Source organism: Alcanivorax sp. P2S70 (assembly GCF_000475295.1).
GTDB lineage: Bacteria > Pseudomonadota > Gammaproteobacteria > Pseudomonadales > Alcanivoracaceae > Alcanivorax > Alcanivorax profundi.
This window is the reverse complement of record NZ_AXBZ01000034.1, coordinates 233495-251763: the sequence shown is the minus strand read 5'-3', so window position 1 is coordinate 251763 and position 18269 is coordinate 233495. Positions and strand designations below refer to the sequence as shown.

General features: G+C 57.7%; 16 protein-coding genes. 14 read left to right on the top strand and 2 right to left on the bottom strand.

Features of this window, described 5'->3' with window-relative positions; translation table 11 throughout:
• Positions 1–119 precede the first annotated feature (119 nt).
• Positions 120–1949: a glutamine--fructose-6-phosphate transaminase (isomerizing) gene (glmS, locus tag Q672_RS28375; protein ID WP_022985896.1), complete on the top strand. Its 1830-nt coding sequence runs from the start codon at positions 120–122 to the stop codon at positions 1947–1949.
• Between the two features lie 108 nt (positions 1950–2057).
• On the opposite strand, the gene Q672_RS28370 is transcribed toward glmS, so the two are convergent.
• Together Q672_RS28370 and Q672_RS28365 are read right to left on the bottom strand one after the other, a co-directional pair.
• On the bottom strand, positions 2058–2999 hold the full coding sequence (locus tag Q672_RS28370) for an ADP-ribosylglycohydrolase family protein (RefSeq protein WP_022985895.1): 942 nt from the start codon (positions 2997–2999) through the stop codon (positions 2058–2060).
• A gap of 23 nt (positions 3000–3022) precedes the next feature.
• Positions 3023–3757, bottom strand: coding sequence for an NUDIX domain-containing protein (locus Q672_RS28365; protein WP_022985894.1), 735 nt, complete (start codon positions 3755–3757; stop codon positions 3023–3025).
• Between the two features lie 127 nt (positions 3758–3884).
• On the opposite strand from Q672_RS28365, the gene Q672_RS28360 reads away from it, so the two are divergent.
• The 13 genes from Q672_RS28360 to Q672_RS28300 all read left to right on the top strand — a co-directional run bounded on the left by Q672_RS28360 (position 3885) and on the right by Q672_RS28300 (position 17976).
• The gene (locus Q672_RS28360) at positions 3885–4943 is read left to right on the top strand and encodes a bifunctional nicotinamide-nucleotide adenylyltransferase/Nudix hydroxylase (RefSeq protein ID WP_022985893.1); all 1059 of its coding nucleotides are present in this window, start codon (positions 3885–3887) and stop codon (positions 4941–4943) included.
• An 18-nt stretch (positions 4944–4961) separates the two neighbouring features.
• Positions 4962–6056 carry a hypothetical protein gene (locus Q672_RS28355; RefSeq protein WP_022985892.1) on the top strand — a complete coding sequence of 365 codons (1095 nt, stop codon included), beginning with the start codon at positions 4962–4964 and terminating at the stop codon, positions 6054–6056.
• Positions 6046–7152 carry a class I SAM-dependent methyltransferase gene (locus Q672_RS28350; protein ID WP_022985891.1) on the top strand — a complete coding sequence of 369 codons (1107 nt, stop codon included), beginning with the start codon at positions 6046–6048 and terminating at the stop codon, positions 7150–7152. The genes Q672_RS28355 and Q672_RS28350 overlap by 11 nt, the downstream gene beginning before the upstream one ends.
• 198 nt (positions 7153–7350) lie before the next feature.
• Positions 7351–8754, top strand: coding sequence for a nicotinate phosphoribosyltransferase (locus Q672_RS28345; protein WP_022985890.1), 1404 nt, complete (start codon positions 7351–7353; stop codon positions 8752–8754).
• Between the two features lie 283 nt (positions 8755–9037).
• Positions 9038–9922 (top strand): urease accessory protein UreD, encoded by an 885-nt coding sequence (locus Q672_RS28340; RefSeq protein ID WP_200866016.1) that lies wholly within the window; start codon positions 9038–9040, stop codon positions 9920–9922.
• A gap of 31 nt (positions 9923–9953) precedes the next feature.
• Positions 9954–10256 (top strand): urease subunit gamma, encoded by a 303-nt coding sequence (ureA, locus tag Q672_RS28335; RefSeq protein WP_022985888.1) that lies wholly within the window; start codon positions 9954–9956, stop codon positions 10254–10256.
• A gap of 12 nt (positions 10257–10268) precedes the next feature.
• Positions 10269–10574 (top strand): urease subunit beta, encoded by a 306-nt coding sequence (locus Q672_RS28330; protein ID WP_022985887.1) that lies wholly within the window; start codon positions 10269–10271, stop codon positions 10572–10574.
• Between the two features lie 77 nt (positions 10575–10651).
• On the top strand, positions 10652–12346 hold the full coding sequence (gene ureC / locus Q672_RS28325; protein ID WP_022985886.1) for an urease subunit alpha: 1695 nt from the start codon (positions 10652–10654) through the stop codon (positions 12344–12346).
• 28 nt (positions 12347–12374) lie between these two features.
• Positions 12375–12947: an urease accessory protein UreE gene (ureE, locus tag Q672_RS28320; RefSeq protein WP_022985885.1), complete on the top strand. Its 573-nt coding sequence runs from the start codon at positions 12375–12377 to the stop codon at positions 12945–12947.
• Between the two features lie 43 nt (positions 12948–12990).
• The gene (locus tag Q672_RS28315; RefSeq protein ID WP_022985884.1) at positions 12991–13575 is read left to right on the top strand and encodes a HupE/UreJ family protein; all 585 of its coding nucleotides are present in this window, start codon (positions 12991–12993) and stop codon (positions 13573–13575) included.
• 17 nt (positions 13576–13592) lie between these two features.
• Positions 13593–14279 carry an urease accessory protein UreF gene (locus Q672_RS28310; protein ID WP_022985883.1) on the top strand — a complete coding sequence of 229 codons (687 nt, stop codon included), beginning with the start codon at positions 13593–13595 and terminating at the stop codon, positions 14277–14279.
• Between the two features lie 138 nt (positions 14280–14417).
• Positions 14418–15062, top strand: coding sequence for an urease accessory protein UreG (gene ureG / locus Q672_RS28305; RefSeq protein WP_022985882.1), 645 nt, complete (start codon positions 14418–14420; stop codon positions 15060–15062).
• A gap of 934 nt (positions 15063–15996) precedes the next feature.
• Positions 15997–17976, top strand: coding sequence for an NACHT domain-containing protein (locus tag Q672_RS28300; RefSeq protein ID WP_022985881.1), 1980 nt, complete (start codon positions 15997–15999; stop codon positions 17974–17976).
• The last annotated feature ends 293 nt before the right edge of the window (positions 17977–18269 follow it).

Genomic DNA, 18269 nt, shown 5'->3' with positions numbered 1-18269 from the left:
GATAGTGGACAGTTGACAGCGAAACCGTCGCTTGTCGCTGATTCGTAGGGCGGAAATAAGCGTCAGCCCATCTCCGTCATAACACCGCTATTCAGGAACAGAGTTAGGGAAAATTAAGCATGTGTGGAATCGTCGGTGCCATCGCCCAGCGTAACGTAGGCAACATCCTGATCACCGGACTCAAGCGCCTGGAATACCGGGGCTATGACAGTGCCGGTGTCGCGCTGCTCAACGACAGCGGGATTACCCGGGTACGTCGGCAGGGCAAGGTGGCCGGGCTGGAAGATGCGGTTAATGAACAGGCGGCCAGCGGTTTCACCGGTATCGCCCACACCCGCTGGGCGACTCACGGTAAACCCTCTGAAGCCAATGCCCACCCGCACATGTCTGGCAACGATCTGGCGCTGGTCCATAACGGCATCATCGAAAACTTTCAGGAGCTGAAAGACGCACTGGAAGCCGACGGTTACACCTTCCAGTCCCAGACCGATACCGAAGTGATTGTTCACCTCATCGACCAGACCCTGCAAACCGGCGTGGACCTGTTCACCGCCGTGCAGCAAGTGACAAAGAAACTCGACGGCGCCTACGCCCTGGGTGTGATTCACAAGGCGCAACCGGACAAGCTGGTTACCGTCCGTTCCGGCAGCCCGCTGGTGATCGGGCTTGGCATCGATGAAAACTACATCGCCTCCGACCAGCTGGCCCTGTTGCCCGTCACCAACCGCTTTATCTTTCTGGAAGAAGGCGATCAGGCAGAGCTGACCATCGACGGTGTCCGTATCGTTGATGCCAACGGTAACCCGGTCACCCGCGAGCCCCACGAATTCGACGGCACCCACGAAGATGCGGAAAAGGGTGAATACCGCCACTACATGCAGAAGGAAATCTTCGAGCAGCCGGCGGCCATCCAGAAAACCCTGGAAGACCGTATCGAATCACCGGCAACGTTGATCAACGCCTTCGGTGAAAAAGCCCCGGCCATTTTCGACAAGGTAAAAACTGTCCAGATCGTGGCCTGTGGCACCAGTTACCACGCAGGTATGGTGGCCCGTTACTGGCTCGAAGACATTGCCGGCATCCCCTGCCAGGTAGAAGTGGCCAGTGAATTCCGCTACCGCAAACATGTGGTACCGGAAGGCACCCTGTTCGTGACCATTTCCCAGAGTGGCGAAACTGCCGACACCCTGGCTGCCCTGCGTGATACCCAGTCTCCCAACTATGTGGGCCGGCTGGCCATCTGTAACGTGGACAGCTCCTCACTGGTGCGCGAATCCGAGCTGGTATTCCTGACCAAGGCCGGCCCGGAAATTGGCGTGGCGTCCACCAAGGCGTTCACCACCCAGCTGGCCGGCCTGCTGATGCTGGTATTGGCCCTGGGCCGCCAGAAGGGTCTGGCCGACAGCGAAATCGAAACGGTACTGGCAGAAATGCGCCAGCTGCCGAACCTGATCGAACAGGCCGCCGCACTGGATAAGCCCATCGAAAAACTGTCCGAGCACTTTGTAGAAAAACATCACGCGCTGTTCCTGGGCCGGGGTGTGCAGTTCCCGGTGGCGCTGGAAGGTGCGCTCAAGCTCAAGGAAATTTCCTACATCCACGCAGAGGCCTACGCCGCCGGTGAACTCAAGCATGGTCCGCTGGCGCTGGTCGACAGTGAAATGCCAGTGGTGTCCGTGGCGCCCAACGACGAACTGCTGGAAAAACTGAAATCCAACCTGCAGGAAGTGCGCGCCCGGGGTGGTGAGCTGTATGTGTTCGCCGACAAGAACGCCCACGTCAAAGAAGGCGAAGGCATCCACGTACTCAACATGCCTGCCGTCCCGGAAACCATCGCCCCCATCGTCTACACCGTGCCGCTGCAATTGCTCAGCTACCACGTCGCCGTGCTGCGCGGCACCGATGTGGATCAGCCAAGGAATCTGGCCAAGTCGGTGACAGTGGAATAAGGCAGTTAACAGTTAATAGTGAACAGTTAACAGCGAAAGCCCGGCAACGCCGGGCTTTTTGTTGCACACCTCCCCCTGTAGGAGCGTCGCTCGCGGCGCGGCTTTCTTTCACGATTGGAACACCAACCCAGCCGATGCCTGGCTCTCGTGCGTTCGCTCAAAAAGGGATGTAGCCAGTGCAACGATGTCATCCCGCATGGCGAGTTTGGCCATCCATGCTTCAGGGATAGCGGACGCCCCGTAAAATGCACCGGCAATCTGTCCGGCGATCGCGGCGGTAGTGTCTGCATCATCCCCCAGGTTGGTGGCGGCAAGGATGGCGTCGCGGTAATTGTCGGTATGGAAGAAACACCACAACGCGGCTTCCAGGGACTGGATGCAGTAGCCGGAGCCGATAATGTCATCATAACCCGCTTGCAGAAAATCCCCGCCGGCCAGAGCCTGCACCTTGGCTTCCTGCCAGTGTTGGTCAGCCAGGTTTTGCATGAGTGATGCCTTGTCAGTGCCACGCAAACAACGGTCCAGCAACAGGGCAAACAGCTCACAACATTCCACCGCTTCAGCTGCGCCGTGAGTAGTACGGGAACTGAGTGCCGCCAGTTGGCGCAAGCGATCCGGTGCAGGGTGGGCAAACAGCACCACCGGAGCCAGCCGCATCAGCGAGCCATTGCCAGCGGTATGGGCTGCGGTGTCGCCAGAGTAGGGCTCGCCGGTATCACGGAAACGCGCCAGGGCGTCGCGCACGGTGTTGCCGATATCAAAGCAGCTGCCGGTGGCGCTAAGGTAGCCCCATTGCCACCAGTTCAAATAGCGACTCATTTGGTCTCGGGCATCAAAGGCCTGCTTTTCAACGAGGCTTTCCGCCAGACACAGGGCCATGGAGGTGTCGTCGGTCCATTGACCGGCTTTCAGGTTGAAGGGACCGTTGCCCGTCATGTCGGTAACCGGTGCAAAGCTGCCTCGGGGTGAAAATTCCACCGTCGTGCCCACCGCATCACCGCAGGCAAGCCCGGCCAGCGCGCCGATGAAACGATCCTTGCGTGTGTTCATGATGCTTTCCTTTTGATAGGCCTTTACAGGCCTTCACCAAACACCCGCGCAAACAGATGTTGCTCGGAGCCGGTGGCGGGTTGATAGAGTGCCGCAGGCCGGCCCCGCCCCCCTTCGGGAATGCCTTCGCCCACTTCTTCGAGAATCTCCGCATTGAGAATGCGCCGACGAAACGATTTCTTTTCCAGGGTGGCATCCATCAATTGTTCGAACGCACGCTGTAACTGGGTCAGAGTGAAAGGGCGTTTCAGCACATGAACCGGCAGCACGGTATAGGCCGTCTTGTTCTTCAAGCGCTCCCGCGCTGTGGCAATCAGGCTGCGGTGATCGAACGCCAGCTCAATGCCTCCGAGCTGATCCAGCGGCCACCAGCGGGCATCGTTAACTGACGCCACGAAGTCTGCGGTAGGGGCATGGGGGATCAGCGCCATGTACAAGGCCGTGACAGACCAGCCACGGGGATCGCGCAGGCCGTTGCCCTTGCTACACACCTGCTCCAGAAGCGGCGCGGCGACACCGGTTTTTTCCTTCAGCTTGCGGTGGGCGCAGGCGTCCAGGTCGTCATCACTGTGAATGTCGATAAAACCGCCGGGTAAGGCCCAACGCCCCTTGTGCGGAAAGTCGCCCCGTTCCACCAGTAGCACCTGCAGGGCGCCTTCGTGCAGGGTAAAGATCGCCACGTCCACGGTAACCAGTGGGCTGTCGTAGTCCCTGGCGTTGTACTGTTTGAGGAAGTCGGCTTCTGAGCGGTAGGTCATGGTTCGATCACCAGGGGTTGCTATATAGTGGCAGTTAGCCAACAATACAGAGCAACACCGGTTCAGGCAACCGGTTCACGGCAGCGAGACAGACTTGCTGCCCACATCCACGGCAAGGAGCTTGCTGATGCAGTACGAATTCGATTTCGCGGTCTTTATTGGCCGCTTTCAGCCCTTTCACGCCGGTCACCTGCAGGTGGTGCGCACCGGCCTGGAGAAAGCCGAACGATTAATCTTGTTGATCGGTTCCGCCTGGCAGGCTCGCAATCCCCGCAACCCCTGGACTCACCAGGAGCGAGAACAGATGGTGCGCGCCTGCCTGACGGAAAGTGAAAACCAGCGCCTGCTGTGCTTGCCATTGATGGACGTGCCCTACAATGACGAAGCCTGGGTGCGAAACGTGCAGTCCACCGTCGCCGGTATGGTCACCGCCCATCACGCCACCCCGCACCGGCCAGCGCGCATTGCCCTGATCGGGCACCGCAAGGACCACACCGGTTTTTATCTGAACCTGTTCCCGCAGTGGTCCGCAGTGGGCGTAGACAACGTGCGGCAGATCAGCGCCACGCCGATACGCGAGCGTTACTTTTCCGCCGCCCCGGAGACACTGCTCCCCTCGCTGGTCGATACGGACGTGCTGCCGTCAGCAGTGGCGTCCTACCTCACTGGCTTTGCCAATGATGCGGGTGCTTATCAGCACATCCGCGATGAAATCGCCTTCGTGCGCAAATACCGAGACGCCTGGTCGTCCGCGCCCTATGCGCCCACCTTCGTCACGGTGGATGGTGTGGTGGTGCAATCCGGCCATGTATTGCTGGTGGAGCGTCGTGCCAGCCCCGGCAAGGGGCTATGGGCGTTGCCCGGTGGTTTTGTGGATGGTAGTGAACGGTTGCTGGATGCCTGCCTGCGGGAACTGCGTGAGGAGACCCGCTTGAAAGTCCCGGCCCCGGTCCTCAAAGGCTCCATTCGCCGCCAGGAAGTCTACGATGACCCCTACCGTTCCGCTCGCGGCCGCACCATCACCCACGCGTTCTATATGGAGCTGGAGCCCAATGCCAGCCTGCCAAAAGTGAAGGGCGGTGACGATGCTCGCCAGGCACGTTGGGTACCGCTGGGCGAACTGACCCCGGAGCGGTTGTTCGAAGATCACTACTTCATCATTCAGGACATCCTCGGGTTGATTTAACCGGGAACGCGAGCAGGGATGGAACTGGACGCCGTTATACAGCGCTATCAGCATGAGCTGGCGACCACCGTCTTCCGGGAACCCCACCCGGAGGACGCCAGTCGCTGGCATCAACAGCGCATTGGTGAGCGTACCTGGCGGGTCGCCCAACCGGTAACGCTGACCCCCTACGCCGCGGTGCAGCCCTGCTCCGCCCGCTGCCGATTTTGCTCGGAAAACCTGCGCGAAAACGGCGATACCGGCACCCATGCCAGCCTGCTGCGCCCGGGCATGAATTACTTCAACCAGCTTCAGACAGCCCTGATGGCGCTGCGTGGCCTGCCGTTGTCCTATTCCCTGTCGGGCCTGGAAATGACCGACCATCGTGACTGGTTTCTGCGCCTGCTGGATTGCCTGTCGTCCCATGCCGCGGTGAGCCCGGTGGAGGGCAGGGTGCTGTACAGCAATGGTGCCGGGCTCACTGCGCTGGGGGAGGATGCGGAGCTGGCCGCGGCCATCCGCAGTTTCACCTTCGACTGGGTGGAGCTGTCGCGGCACCATCCCGACACCGTTACCAACCAGCAGATCATGCGCTTTCGTTCCCGCGAAGGGGTCATGATCACGGATCAGTTTCGTGAGTGTGTCGCACAACTGGGTGCACTCACGGAGGTCAAGCTGGTGTGTCTGGTGCAGCAGGGCGGGGTGGACAGCCTCGCCGCCCTGCAGCGTTATCTGGACTGGGCTCGCTCGCTGGGGGTACGTCATGTGATCCTGAGGGAAATGTCGCAACTGGATCAGCGCTACCGCGCCAACGGCACCCAGCGCTATATCCGCGCGTCGCGAGTGTCTGTGGCGGGCTTGCTGCAGGCCTTTCTGGAAGCTCATCCCCCGGCCCAGGGCACCCGCCTGCGGCAGGCCAACCACGGCTATTACTTTTCCAATCTGGTAATCGAAAGTGATGGCCTGACCGTCACCTTCGAATCGTCAAACTATCAGCGCCTGCACGAAAAGCATGACAGCGGCCAGATCTTCAAACTGGTATTCCATGCCAACGGCAACCTGTGCGCGGACTGGAATCCGGAGCGCCATGTCCTGATCCCCGCCGTCAACGGAGACATCGCCCATGCCCAATAGCTGGCTGCACCTGGACGCCAACCAGGACACCCATGCCCTGGATCACACCCTCACCAGCAGCGACCCGTTTGCTGCCCGTGACCGCGGCTGGGTAGAACAGATGCGGCCTTTCGTACGCGAGTTGTCCCAACCCGGTGATCGGGTGCTGGACCCCTTTGCCGGCTTTGCGTCCACCCTGGTCGCGGCCTGCCAGGAAGGCCGGCAAGGTGTCGGTATCGAAATTGAAGCGGGCCGTCTGCACACGGCGCGCCAGCGACTCGATGATCTGGGCCTTGGGCACGCCACCCTGATCCACGGCGACTGTGAAACCGCACTGGCGAACATGGAACCCGTCGACCTGGTGCTCACCAGCTTGCCGTATTTCGGTTGCGGCATGGAAAGCGCTCACCCTGGCCAGCTCTACGGCGCAGGCAGCTATGCGCACTTTTTGCAAAAAGTGCGCGGCATTCTCAAGGCACTCAAGCCGATCATCAAACCGGGGGGTTACATCGTAGTGGGTGCCGAAAACCTGCAACTGGATGGCCTCTGGGTACCCCAGGCCTGGGATGTGGCACGGCTGCTGGCCGAACGATTCCGTTTTATCGAGGAGCGCGTCATTGTTTACGACCGTCCCCACACCGACAGCACCTCACCGCACAGCAACCGCGCCCATGAATACATGTTGGTGGCGCAAAACAGCGCCCGCGTCTGTGATCGGGATGCCGCAATGTCACTGCTTAAGTTACTGCAAGCGGATTTCCCACAGGCCATGGTCATCGGCAGTTTCGCTCGCTGGTTGAAGGGCGAAGCGGTAACCCCGTCGGATGTGGACCTGCTGTTGCCCAACGATTCACACATACTGCAGCCACTCACGCAGTGGCTGGAAAGCCGGGGCTTTCAGCTCACCCGCTGGGGTGCCCCTCTGCAGGCAACCATGACCACCCAGGCCATGGCCGGCGCCAACTACTTACGCGCCGAACGACTGGCTGCGACCGGCAGCACCCTCACCCTGGATCTGGCCTTCCATGCGGATCCGCAGGTCTACCCGCAGCTGGCAGGCAAGGCGGAAACACGTCAGGGCATTATCTGCATCAGCGAGCCTGCAGACCTGGGCTAGCGTCCCCTGTGGGAGCGGTTGTTCGACCGCGATTGGCGTCAGCCGCCAAGCCCTTGTTAAAAAACAGTTGACACATTAGTGGCGTATAGCCAATATATGTTCATCGGCACGACGGGACCCGTCAGTGCCGAGCAGCGGATCGCTGCCAGCGTGCTGGAAAGACCGGCGCCAATCACAATCGACAGGAGGAACTCCGTCATGCGTAACCTGATTCTCAACACCGATTCCTACAAGACCTCTCACTTCGCCCAATACCCGGCCGGTGCCGAGTATGTCTCCAGCTATATCGAATCCCGTGGTGGTCGCTACCGCGACACCGTGTTCTTCGGTCTGCAGGCCTTCCTCAAGGAATACCTGAGCCGCCCGATCAGCAAAGCGGATATCGAAGAAGCCGAAGCGGTCTGTGTTGCGCACGGCGTTCCCTTCAACCGTCCGGGCTGGGATTACATTCTCGACAACTACGACGGTTACCTGCCCATCGAAATCGAAGCCGTGCCGGAAGGCACCGTGGTGCCCACCGGTAATGTGCTGGTGCAGGTCATGAACACCGACCCCAATTGCGCCTGGCTCACCAGCTATGTGGAAACTGCCCTGTTGCGCGCTATCTGGTATCCCACCACCGTGGCCACGGTGTCCCGCAACTGTCGCACCATCATCCAGCGCTACCTGGAAGATACCGCCGACAACAGCGACAGCCTGCCCTTCAAACTGCACGACTTCGGTGCCCGTGGCGCCACCTCGGAAGAAGCTGCTGCCCTCGGTGGCATGGCACACCTGGTTAACTTTGCCGGTACCGATACCCTGTCCGCGATCATGGCCGCGCGCCGTTACTACGGTGCCGACATGGCCGGCTTCTCCATCCCGGCGGCAGAGCACAGCACCATTACCAGCTGGGGGCGCGACGGTGAAACCCGGGCCTACGCCAACATGATCCAGCAATTCGGCGGGCAAGACCGGGTGGTGGCGGTAGTCAGCGATTCCTACGACATCTGGAACGCCATCGACAACCTGTGGGGTGGCGAACTGCGCGAGCAGGTAGAGCAGGCCGGCGGCACCCTGGTGGTCCGTCCCGATTCCGGCGAACCGGTGGAGATCGTCCCGGAAGCCATCGAACGCTTGATGGCCCGCTTCGGCTACCGCACTAACAGCAAGGGCTACCGGGTGCTGCCGGACTGCGTGCGCCTGATTCAGGGCGACGGCGTCTGTGCCCAGTCCATCGAAGCAATCTTGCAGGAAATGAAAGCCCGCGGCCTGAGTGCGGATAATGTGGCCTTCGGCATGGGCGGCGAGTTGCTGCAAAAGCTTAACCGCGACACCCAGAAGTTCGCCATGAAAGCCTCTGCCATCTGCATCAACGGCGAATGGCGCGACGTCTACAAGGATCCGATCACCGATCCAGGTAAACGCTCCAAGCGTGGCCGGTTGGCGTTAGTACGCAGAAACGAGAGCGTCCAGACGGTACGCGCTGATGCTCTTAACGGTGACGGTGTAGATAGTGAAGAGAACCAATTGATCAAGGTGTTCCGTAATGGAGAAACCCTGGTCGATTGGGACTTTGAAACCATTCGCCAGCGGGCGGCACAGGGCAACGGCGGCAATTAATCGGCCAATGTCCTGCCCCCGTGACCACATCGCGGATCAAGGAGTAAAGCGTTCCACAGCGAAGCCCGGCAATAGCCGGGCTTTTTGTTGCACACCACTTTCTACACCTCCCCTGTAGGAGCGTCGCTCGCGGCGCGATAGCCGCGGCGCGGCTCTCTTTCGCGGTGGAACCACCGCTCCTGCAAAACCGTGCCAATCCCCTGGCAAACTTGTATACCACCTTGTATGGCACGGTTGCTGCATAAAGTTGGTGCATGGCAACCGGCAGGAAGAGGTCTGGCTCGTGACCGTACAGGAACCGGCACCGACACAACGGCGACATCCCAAGACACCAGCCCATGGCAAGGGGTGGAAGGCCCGGCTGCAGATGCAGCTGGAGTGCGCCATTACGGGGCAAGGCGCCAAGACTGTCATGACCGGCCTGCACCATTATGGGCCGCTGCGCGTTCAGCGCCCCTTCTACCCGGAAGGCGGCACCGCCCACATCTACCTGCTGCATCCCCCCGGTGGCGTGGTCGGTGGCGATGGTCTGGAGATCGACATCACTGCCGGCACGCAGGCCCATGGCCTGTTCACCACCCCCGGTGCCACCAAGTTCTATCTCAGTGCCGGCGATACCGCCCGCGTCAGCCAGGCCCTAACCGTGGCCCCCGGTGGCACCCTGGAATGGTTTCCCCAGGAAAACATCTTCTTCCCCGGCGCCAAGGTGCACATGGACACCACCATTGATCTGCATGGTGATGCCCGTTTCATGGGCTGGGAAATCTCCTGCCTGGGGCGGCCGGTGAACAGCGAGATCTTCGAGCAGGGCAATATCGATGCGCGCTTTCGCATTAATCGCGACGGCAGGCCGCTGCTGATCGAGCGCCTCAAGGTGGATCAGCCGCGCCACCTCAATGCGTCATCCGGGCTGCGTAACTTTCCCATGCAGGCTTTGTTTGTGGCCACTGGTTGCAACGAGGTCTTGCTGGAACAGGCCCGCGACATCATTGAGGGCAACACCGGCGAGATGCCCTGTGGCCTCACCTTGATCGACGACATTCTGGTGATGCGTGTGCTCGGCACCCGCTGCGAAAAAATCCAGGCACTGATGATTCCGGTCTGGCAGTTATTACGCCAGACCCTGCTGAACAAACCGGCGGCAATCCCGCGCATCTGGAATACCTGACGGTGAACGGAAAAGGCGAAAAGGCAAAATCATGGAACTGACACCCAGAGAAAAAGACAAGCTGCTGATCTTCACCGCCGCACTGCTGGCGGAGCGGCGCATGGCCCGCGGTCTCAAGCTCAACTACCCCGAGTCGGTGGCCTTTATCACCGCCGCCATCATGGAAGGCGCCCGCGACGGCAAGACCGTGGCGCAGCTGATGGGCGAAGGCCGCACCCTGCTCAAGCGCGATGACGTGATGGAAGGCGTGCCGGAAATGATTCACGAAGTGCAGGTGGAAGCCACCTTCCCGGACGGCACCAAGCTGGTCACCGTTCACGACCCGATTGTGTAAAGGAGTGCACCCATGATTCCCGGCGAAATGAAAGTGCAGGACGGCGACATCGAGATCAATCCCGGCCGTGAAACCGTCACCGTGGAAGTGGCCAACACCGGCGACCGTCCCATCCAGGTGGGCTCCCATTACCACTTCTATGAAGTGAACAACGCCCTGCAGTTTGATCGCGAAAAAACCAAAGGTTTCCGGCTCAACATCCCCGCCGGCACCGCGGTGCGCATCGAACCCGGCCAGAGCCGCACCGTGGAACTGGTGGCCTACGCCGGCGAAAGAAAAGTCTACGGCTTCCAGGGCAAGGTGATGGGCTCGCTCTGAGTTCAGCAAGGAATTCAATGCGGCCTGATCACAGCCTCAGGCGCTAACGGAATAACAGGAGAACCACCGTGGCAACAATGTCCAGACAGGCCTACGCGGAAATGTTCGGCCCCACCACCGGCGACCGCCTGCGCCTCGCCGATACCGATCTGTGGATCCAGGTGGAAAAGGACTACACCGTCTACGGCGACGAAGTGAAATTCGGCGGCGGCAAGGTCATCCGCGATGGCATGGGCCAGTCTCAGCATCCCTCTGACAAAGTCATGGATCTGGTCATCACCAATGCCCTGATCATCGATCACTGGGGCATCGTCAAAGCGGACATCGGCATCAAGGCCGGGCGCATCGCCGCCATCGGCAAGGCCGGTAACCCGGACGTGCAGCCCGACGTGGATATCATCGTCGGCCCCGGCACTGATGTGGTGGCAGGCGAGGGCAGCATCGTCACCGCCGGCGGCATCGATTCCCACATTCACTTTATCTGTCCGCAGCAAATCGACGAGGCGCTGGCCTCCGGCGTCACCACCATGATCGGCGGCGGCACCGGCCCCACCACCGGCACCAACGCCACCACCGTCACCCCCGGCCCCTGGAACATGGCGCGCATGCTGGAAGCGGCGGATTCGTTCCCCATGAACCTGGGCTTCCTCGGCAAGGGCAACGCCAGCCTGCCGGAATCGCTCACCGAACAGATCGCCGCCGGCGGCATCGGCCTGAAACTGCACGAAGACTGGGGCACCACCCCCCAGGCCATCGACACCTGCCTCACCGTGGCCGACGACACCGACACCCAGGTGGCGATCCATACCGACACCCTGAACGAATCCGGCTTCGTGGAAGACACCATCGCCGCGTTCAAGGATCGCACCATCCACACCTATCACACCGAAGGGGCGGGCGGTGGCCACGCACCGGACATCATCCGTGCGGCGGGGCTGGCCAATGTGTTGCCATCCTCCACCAACCCCACCCGGCCCTACACCGTGAACACCGCCGATGAGCATCTGGACATGCTCATGGTCTGTCACCACCTGGATCCGAGCATCCCCGAAGACGTGGCCTTCGCCGAATCGCGCATCCGCCGCGAAACCATCGCCGCCGAAGACATCCTTCACGACCTCGGCGCCTTCTCCATGATCGCCTCGGATTCCCAGGCCATGGGCCGCGTCGGTGAAGTGGTCATGCGCACCTGGCAAACCGCCCACAAGATGAAAGTGCAGCGCGGTGCCCTCAAGGGCGATCCCGCCGAGCACGACAACTTCCGCGTCAAACGCTACGTGGCCAAGTACACCATCAACCCGGCCATCGCCCACGGCATGGCCCACGAAATCGGTTCGGTGGAAGTGGGCAAGCTGGCAGATCTGGTGCTGTGGAGCCCGGCCTTCTTCGGCGTGAAACCCAACCTGATCATCAAGGGCGGCATGGTGGCCATGGCCAAGATGGGCGACCCCAACGCTTCCATCCCCACACCGCAGCCGGTGCATTATCGCCCCATGTTCGGCGCCTACGGTAAGGCCCGCCAGGCCACCACCATGACCTTCATCTCACAGGCAGCCATGGATGCCGGCATCCCCGAACAACTGAAACTGGCCAACCGCATCGGCGTGGTGAAAGGCTGCCGCACCGTGAAAAAGAAAGACATGCTGCTCAACGACTGGCAGCCCAACCTGGAAGTGGACCCGCAAACCTATCAGGTGCGCGCCGATGGCGAACTGCTCACCTGTGAACCGGCGGACATCCTGCCCATGGCCCAGCGCTACTTCTTGTTCTGACAGCGCGCGTTAAGACATTGAGAACACCATGATCGAACTGACAAAAAAACTGAATGAGACCGCCCTGGAAGGGCTCGATGACAGCACACTGAAAGTCCTCAGCCTGCCCATCGATGCGCGCATCAAAAGCCGCCAGAAAGCCCTGCTGGAAAGCGGCGAACCGGTGGGCCTGTTTCTCGAGCGTGGCACCCTGCTACGTGGCGGTGATGTGCTGACTAACGCCGACGGCATTCTGGTCAAAGTCATCGCCGCCGATGAAACCGTCTCCACCATCCAGTGCAACGATGCCCTGATGCTCGCCAAGGTGGCCTACCACCTGGGCAACCGGCACGTGCCCCTGCAAATCGAAACCGGCTTTGTGCGCTACCAGCACGACCACGTGCTCGACGACATGGTGCGCCAGCTCCCCGGGGCCGACACCAGCGTCACCGTCAACGTAGAGCAGGCCCCGTTCGAACCGGAAGCCGGCGCTTACCAGCAGGGCGGGGGTCATCACGGGCATTCGCATGGGCACTCACATGGAAATGGCCATAGCCACTCGCACGATCATGATCACAGCCACGACCACAGCCACGATCACTCACACGAACACAGCCATTGAGCTAACGCGATGCCCCGGGGCATCGTCACGAAAGGAGCACACCATGAAACACCTGACTCGCAAGGCCAGCACCGCGGCCCTCACCCTGGCCACAGTCGCCCTGCCAGCCGCCGCCATCGCCCACACCGGCGAAGGCGCCCATGTGCACGGCGGCCTGATGGCGGGCCTTACCCATCCCGTCACCGGCATGGATCACCTGGTCGCCCTGGTGCTGTTCGGTGCCTTGCTGGCCGGCACCACCCTCAAGGAAAAACAACTGGGCTTTGTCGCCGCCGGCATCAGCCTGGCCGCCGGCTTCGCCGGTGGCGTGGCCCTCGGCGGTCACGTGGCCATGGAAGCTGTGATCACCGGTTCCGCCTTGCTGTTCGCCGCAGCCCTGGCGTTCCCGGCCAGCGTACGTGGCAAAGCCGCCTGCGCCGTCGCCTTCCTGCTGGGCGCCCACGGCTGGGCCCACGGGGTGGAAATGACCGGCAGCCTGGCCGGCTTTGGCGCCGGCTTCCTGGCCAGCTCCGTGCTGCTGATGCTGGCGGGCCTGCCGCTGGGCCAACAGATCCAGAAAATCGCCCCGGCCCTGCGGGCCGTACTGGCTGCCGGTGCCGCCCTTGGCCTGATGCTGCTGGCGGGCTAAACGATGAGCCGCGCATCATGAGCAACAGCGCCTTCTTCCGACTGCAGCAACTGATCAGCCCATCGCTGCCCATCGGTGCCTTCACCTATTCACAAGGCATGGAATGGGCAGTGGAGTGCGGCTGGATCAAGGATGCAGACGACGTCTACGTGTGGCTCGATGGCCTGCTGGAAAGCAGCGTCGGCGCGCTGGAGTTACCGGTACTGGCACGGCTCTACCACGCCAGCCAACAGCAGGATCTCGATGCCTTCAGCCACTGGGCGGACACCCTGCTGGCCTGGCGGGAAACCAGCGAACTGCGCGCGGAAGAATGCCAGCGCGGCCAGGCCCTTACCATGGTGCTGGACAAACTGCCGGATGCCGCAGGCTGGCCCGAGCTGCAACAACAATGGCGTGATGCCCTGGCCCAGACCCAACTGGCCGGCTTCGCCCTGGCCTGCGCCCGCTGGAACGTGGATCTGGAACAGGCATTAAACGGCTACCTGTGGAGCTGGCTGGAAAACATGGTCATCGTCGCGGTGAAACTCATCCCCCTGGGCCAGAGCGATGGCCAGCGGGTGCTCTACCGCTTCAGCGACCAACTGGCGGCCATCACCCAGCAGGCCATGGCCCTGGACGACGATGACATCGGCTCCTCGTCCCCCGCCATGGCCATCGCCAGCAGCCTCCACGAAACCCAATACTGCCGCCTGTTCCGGTCATGACACTGGCGCTGGCACCGGAATCGGCAAAGAACACTGTGGGAGCTTGCCTGCAAGCGATGCCCACACACAAAACCAATGTGGGAGCGTGCCTGCACGCGATAACCCAACACCAGACAGGCAAGAACAACGGAGAACACCATGAGCGAACATAAATCCCCCCTGCGAGTCGGCATCGGCGGCCCGGTCGGCTCCGGCAAAACCGCCTTGCTGGAAAAACTCTGCAAAGCCATGCGCGACGACTACCACATCGCCGTGGTCACCAACGACATCTACACCAAGGAAGACCAGCGCATCCTCACCGAAGCCGAAGCCCTGGAGCCAGAACGTATCGTCGGCGTGGAAACCGGCGGCTGCCCCCACACCGCCATCCGCGAAGATGCCTCCATGAACCTGGCGGCGGTAGAAAACCTGGCCCGCAAATTCGGCAACCTGGACGTAGTGTTCGTGGAAAGCGGCGGCGACAACCTCAGCGCCACCTTCTCACCGGAGCTGGCAGACCTGACCATCTACGTGATCGACGTGGCCTCCGGGGAGAAGATCCCCCGCAAGGGCGGGCCGGGGATCACCAAGTCGGATCTGCTGGTGATCAACAAGATCGACCTGGCCGATCTGGTGGGGGCGGATCTGGGGATTATGGAATCGGATACCAACCGGATGCGCGGGGAGAAGCCCTGGGCGTTTTCGAATCTGAGGAATGATGTGGAGGGGTTGGAGAAGATTATTGGGTTTATTGTGGAGGAGGGGATGTTGCGGAGTCATTCGGAGAAGGCGGCGACGGGGTGATAGTGAATAGTTAACAATTAATGGTGGATTGTTGAGCCCGGCGTTGCCGGGCTTTTTTGTGGGTGGTGATGGCGTAATGATTTCATGGGTGGGTTGGTAGACATGGGGGGTTGTGGTTTGTAAGAGATGGCTTACAGAAAGCGCTAACTTATTGATATAGAGCGAATGTTGTTCGAGAAGGGGGGCGTGGGTAAATACTGACCTTGATTGTGTGGTGGGCGCAGGATGCAAGACCTGACCCTGGACCGCAATGGAAAGCCCGTAGTTGATAATTTGGGTTTTTTGTTAGAGATCGGCTTTAGAGATCTATCAATTCCCATAGCACTGATGCAGCCAATGGGACATTGAAGACTCTGATCCTGAACTTTGGGCTCTGTATTGTCTTTTAGAAAGAATAAAAAGGGAATCAGCATATGGAGATAAAGACGGCCTTCCTTAGGGGTCCGGCATTCGTCTTTGATCTAGTGCTGGTCTCATGCCTGTTGAAGCTTTTAGGCATGCTGGCCATACCTCTGGCTTTTTTGTGTGCTGGCTGTCGGTCTGCATCTGGGAAAAAGACTGTTTGTGTTTAAGTTTATAGATGCGAAAACCTGCCAGCCTCTATCCGAGCTTCAATGGTTTCATGACATGATCGCTGAGACGCGGGTTGTCTGAAAAAGTGAGTTCACCGATAAAAAGAAAGCTGACAGTGGGTCAAGATATCGGTGGGGATGCTTTGTATTATGGGGGACTCGATAAAATCGAACATCGAAAAGCCTGTAATAATCACGCTTACTGCCCGAGGAATACGTAGGGAGGTTGCTGCGGCGCGATTGGTTGAGCCTACGGGTAAAGATGTAGTCTGAAGACAGAAGCTCACTTGATATGGTTGGTTTCTTTGAATTTGATGATTGTGAGTAAATAATAATTTTAGCCTAGATGAGAGGTAGGGATTATGGATGGGTTTGGGGGAAAGATGGCTTTGGAGGCAGCTAAGCCTGCTTCAGGGTTTCTGACGGCAATCTTGGGGCCAAAAATTGAAGACTTAAAAAAGTGGTCTGAAGAAAGAGACCTTAAAGGAAAGCTTGATAAAGAGCATATTGCTTGTGTTATGAGGCCTTATTTGGAGAAGCTTTCATATCGTGTTGGTGAGGTGACTTCAATTGCTTTCTCTCAGGTTAAGTTAAATATTTTTGATGCCTATGAGCCTCTTTGCTTAACAAAAAATGATGCCAGATATAGAGATGAGGAAATAGAGGTTGATATAGAGTTGATGGTAAAAACTGATAAGGGGGGGTTTTTAATAATTGATGATGCGGGAATGGGGAAAAGTACTTTCTCAAAATATTTGGTTTCGCAAATTCTCTATAAATCGAACAGAATTCCAATACTATTTGAACTAAGAAGGTTAAGTGTAGGCGATGACTTGATTGATTCTTTGGCTGCAGAGTTAGATTTGCCTGGAAGGAGGTTTGATAGAGAGGTTTTTTATAGGTTGATTGAGTTAGGGAAATTTTACATTGTTCTTGATGGATTTGATGAGGTGGAGATCGAATTCCAAGAGAATCTATCAATGCAAATATATGATATGTCAGTAAAAGGCGGTGACAATGTTCTTTTGCTCACCTCAAGAAGGCAGGATGCATTACCTGATATTTCTAATTCTTTTGCATTGAGGTTTATTCCTTTCACTAAAGAGAAAGCATCTTCATTAATATTAAGATACGATAAAATATCTGGCCTTGATGTTGGCGAGCGACTAAATAAAGAAATTGACACAATTCCAGAAAAATTTATAGAGAGCCCCTTGCTTGTTTCTCTGTTGTATAGAACCTATGGAGTTAATGGTTCTATCGCAGCAAGAGTTTCGACATTTTACGATGAGATTTATAGTGCTCTTTACAAAGGTCATGATCTTATTAATAAAAATGGATTTGTCAGAGATAAAAAATCAGGGTTGGACTACGAGGAGTTTAGGAAGGTGCTAAGAGCATTGTGCTATTATATGATGATTAGAAGGAAGTCATCATTTCATAGCTACAGCGAAGCGTGCTCGATTGTTGATGAGGCTAAGAAAATTTGTGGTATTGATCATTTCGTTTCCTCCGAATACCTTGAAGACCTTTTAGGTGCTGTTCCTTTGATGCAGAGAGACGGCTCCGAGTTTAAATTCATGCATAAAACTATCCAAGAATATTTTTCTGCTGAGTATCTCATATATAACAAATCAAGCTATGAATTATTGAGAAAACTATTCAATAGCAAGCTTTTTTCAGGGTTTTCAAAAGTTTTCGAGTTTTTGGCTGATATAGATCGTTCTCTTTTCGATAGTGTAATTACATTGCATCATGCAAAAAAAGCTCCTGATGTTTCCGGGAAAAACAATGAATTTTCTGTTGCTGCCAAAACGATATTCTTTTTAAGAAAAGTAAAAATGGGGCTTTGGAAAGTTTCTGATTATTCTGAAAATGTAGGGTTTGATGATTCAGAGGTGCAAGTTCTTTCTTCTGAGTGCCACGTGGCTGGTGGTTTATCACATACATCATGGTGGAGTGGGGTGCTCAATGGTGAGGAATATATGATAGCCATTACCCATGATGAGGGCTTTGAAGGGTTTCATAAGTTGGCGTTTGAAGGGATAACAAAAAAAACCAGCTTTGGTGAATTGCCGGTTGATGATTATTGTTATGATTTAAATGGGCTCGATGAGGTTCTCGGCATCAATCAATGGGTTGACATTAATTATAAAGAGCTTTGTAGGCTGTATGATTGCAATGAAATAACGAAGATATTTGTTAATGATCTCTTGTTTGAAGCGCTTATCTCTTCTGGTGTTGGAGTGAGAGTGCTTTGCCAGAAAAAAATTGATGCTGTTTTCGAAGGTGTAGAGACATCATTGAGAAATGAAATGGAGCTTGACAAGTTTTTATTCTGATACGGTAATCGGGGACACGCATGAATTGGGTGTTTCCCAAGACTAAGACCTGAGCCTATAAACTACTCATACAAATAGGCTTTATTAGTTTGACGGTGCCGCGGCCCTCTGAAGTTGCAGGTAGCGGCTGGGGTCATAGCGACTGCATAGCAGCAAAGCAACGCTATACATCATCGCCAGTGCAAGCCAGGCAGCACTGAAGCTCCCGAGGTGATCGCGCACATTGCCCATGATTAAGGGTGTAATCGCCGCTAGGCTGTAGCCATACCCCTGTACTTTGCCAATTAATGAGC

Bases quoted from the DNA above. Each gene is read 5' to 3' on its own strand.
- glmS (WP_022985896.1), top strand. From the start codon at position 120: ATGTGTGGAATCGTCGGTGCCATCGCCCAGCGTAACGTAGGCAACATC.
- Q672_RS28370 (WP_022985895.1), bottom strand. From the start codon at position 2,999: ATGAACACACGCAAGGATCGTTTCATCGGCGCGCTGGCCGGGCTTGCC.
- Q672_RS28365 (WP_022985894.1), bottom strand. From the start codon at position 3,757: ATGACCTACCGCTCAGAAGCCGACTTCCTCAAACAGTACAACGCCAGG.
- Q672_RS28360 (WP_022985893.1), top strand. From the start codon at position 3,885: ATGCAGTACGAATTCGATTTCGCGGTCTTTATTGGCCGCTTTCAGCCC.
- Q672_RS28355 (WP_022985892.1), top strand. From the start codon at position 4,962: ATGGAACTGGACGCCGTTATACAGCGCTATCAGCATGAGCTGGCGACC.
- Q672_RS28350 (WP_022985891.1), top strand. From the start codon at position 6,046: ATGCCCAATAGCTGGCTGCACCTGGACGCCAACCAGGACACCCATGCC.
- Q672_RS28345 (WP_022985890.1), top strand. From the start codon at position 7,351: ATGCGTAACCTGATTCTCAACACCGATTCCTACAAGACCTCTCACTTC.
- ureA (WP_022985888.1), top strand. From the start codon at position 9,954: ATGGAACTGACACCCAGAGAAAAAGACAAGCTGCTGATCTTCACCGCC.
- Q672_RS28330 (WP_022985887.1), top strand. From the start codon at position 10,269: ATGATTCCCGGCGAAATGAAAGTGCAGGACGGCGACATCGAGATCAAT.
- ureC (WP_022985886.1), top strand. From the start codon at position 10,652: ATGTCCAGACAGGCCTACGCGGAAATGTTCGGCCCCACCACCGGCGAC.
- ureE (WP_022985885.1), top strand. From the start codon at position 12,375: ATGATCGAACTGACAAAAAAACTGAATGAGACCGCCCTGGAAGGGCTC.
- Q672_RS28315 (WP_022985884.1), top strand. From the start codon at position 12,991: ATGAAACACCTGACTCGCAAGGCCAGCACCGCGGCCCTCACCCTGGCC.
- Q672_RS28310 (WP_022985883.1), top strand. From the start codon at position 13,593: ATGAGCAACAGCGCCTTCTTCCGACTGCAGCAACTGATCAGCCCATCG.
- ureG (WP_022985882.1), top strand. From the start codon at position 14,418: ATGAGCGAACATAAATCCCCCCTGCGAGTCGGCATCGGCGGCCCGGTC.
- Q672_RS28300 (WP_022985881.1), top strand. From the start codon at position 15,997: ATGGATGGGTTTGGGGGAAAGATGGCTTTGGAGGCAGCTAAGCCTGCT.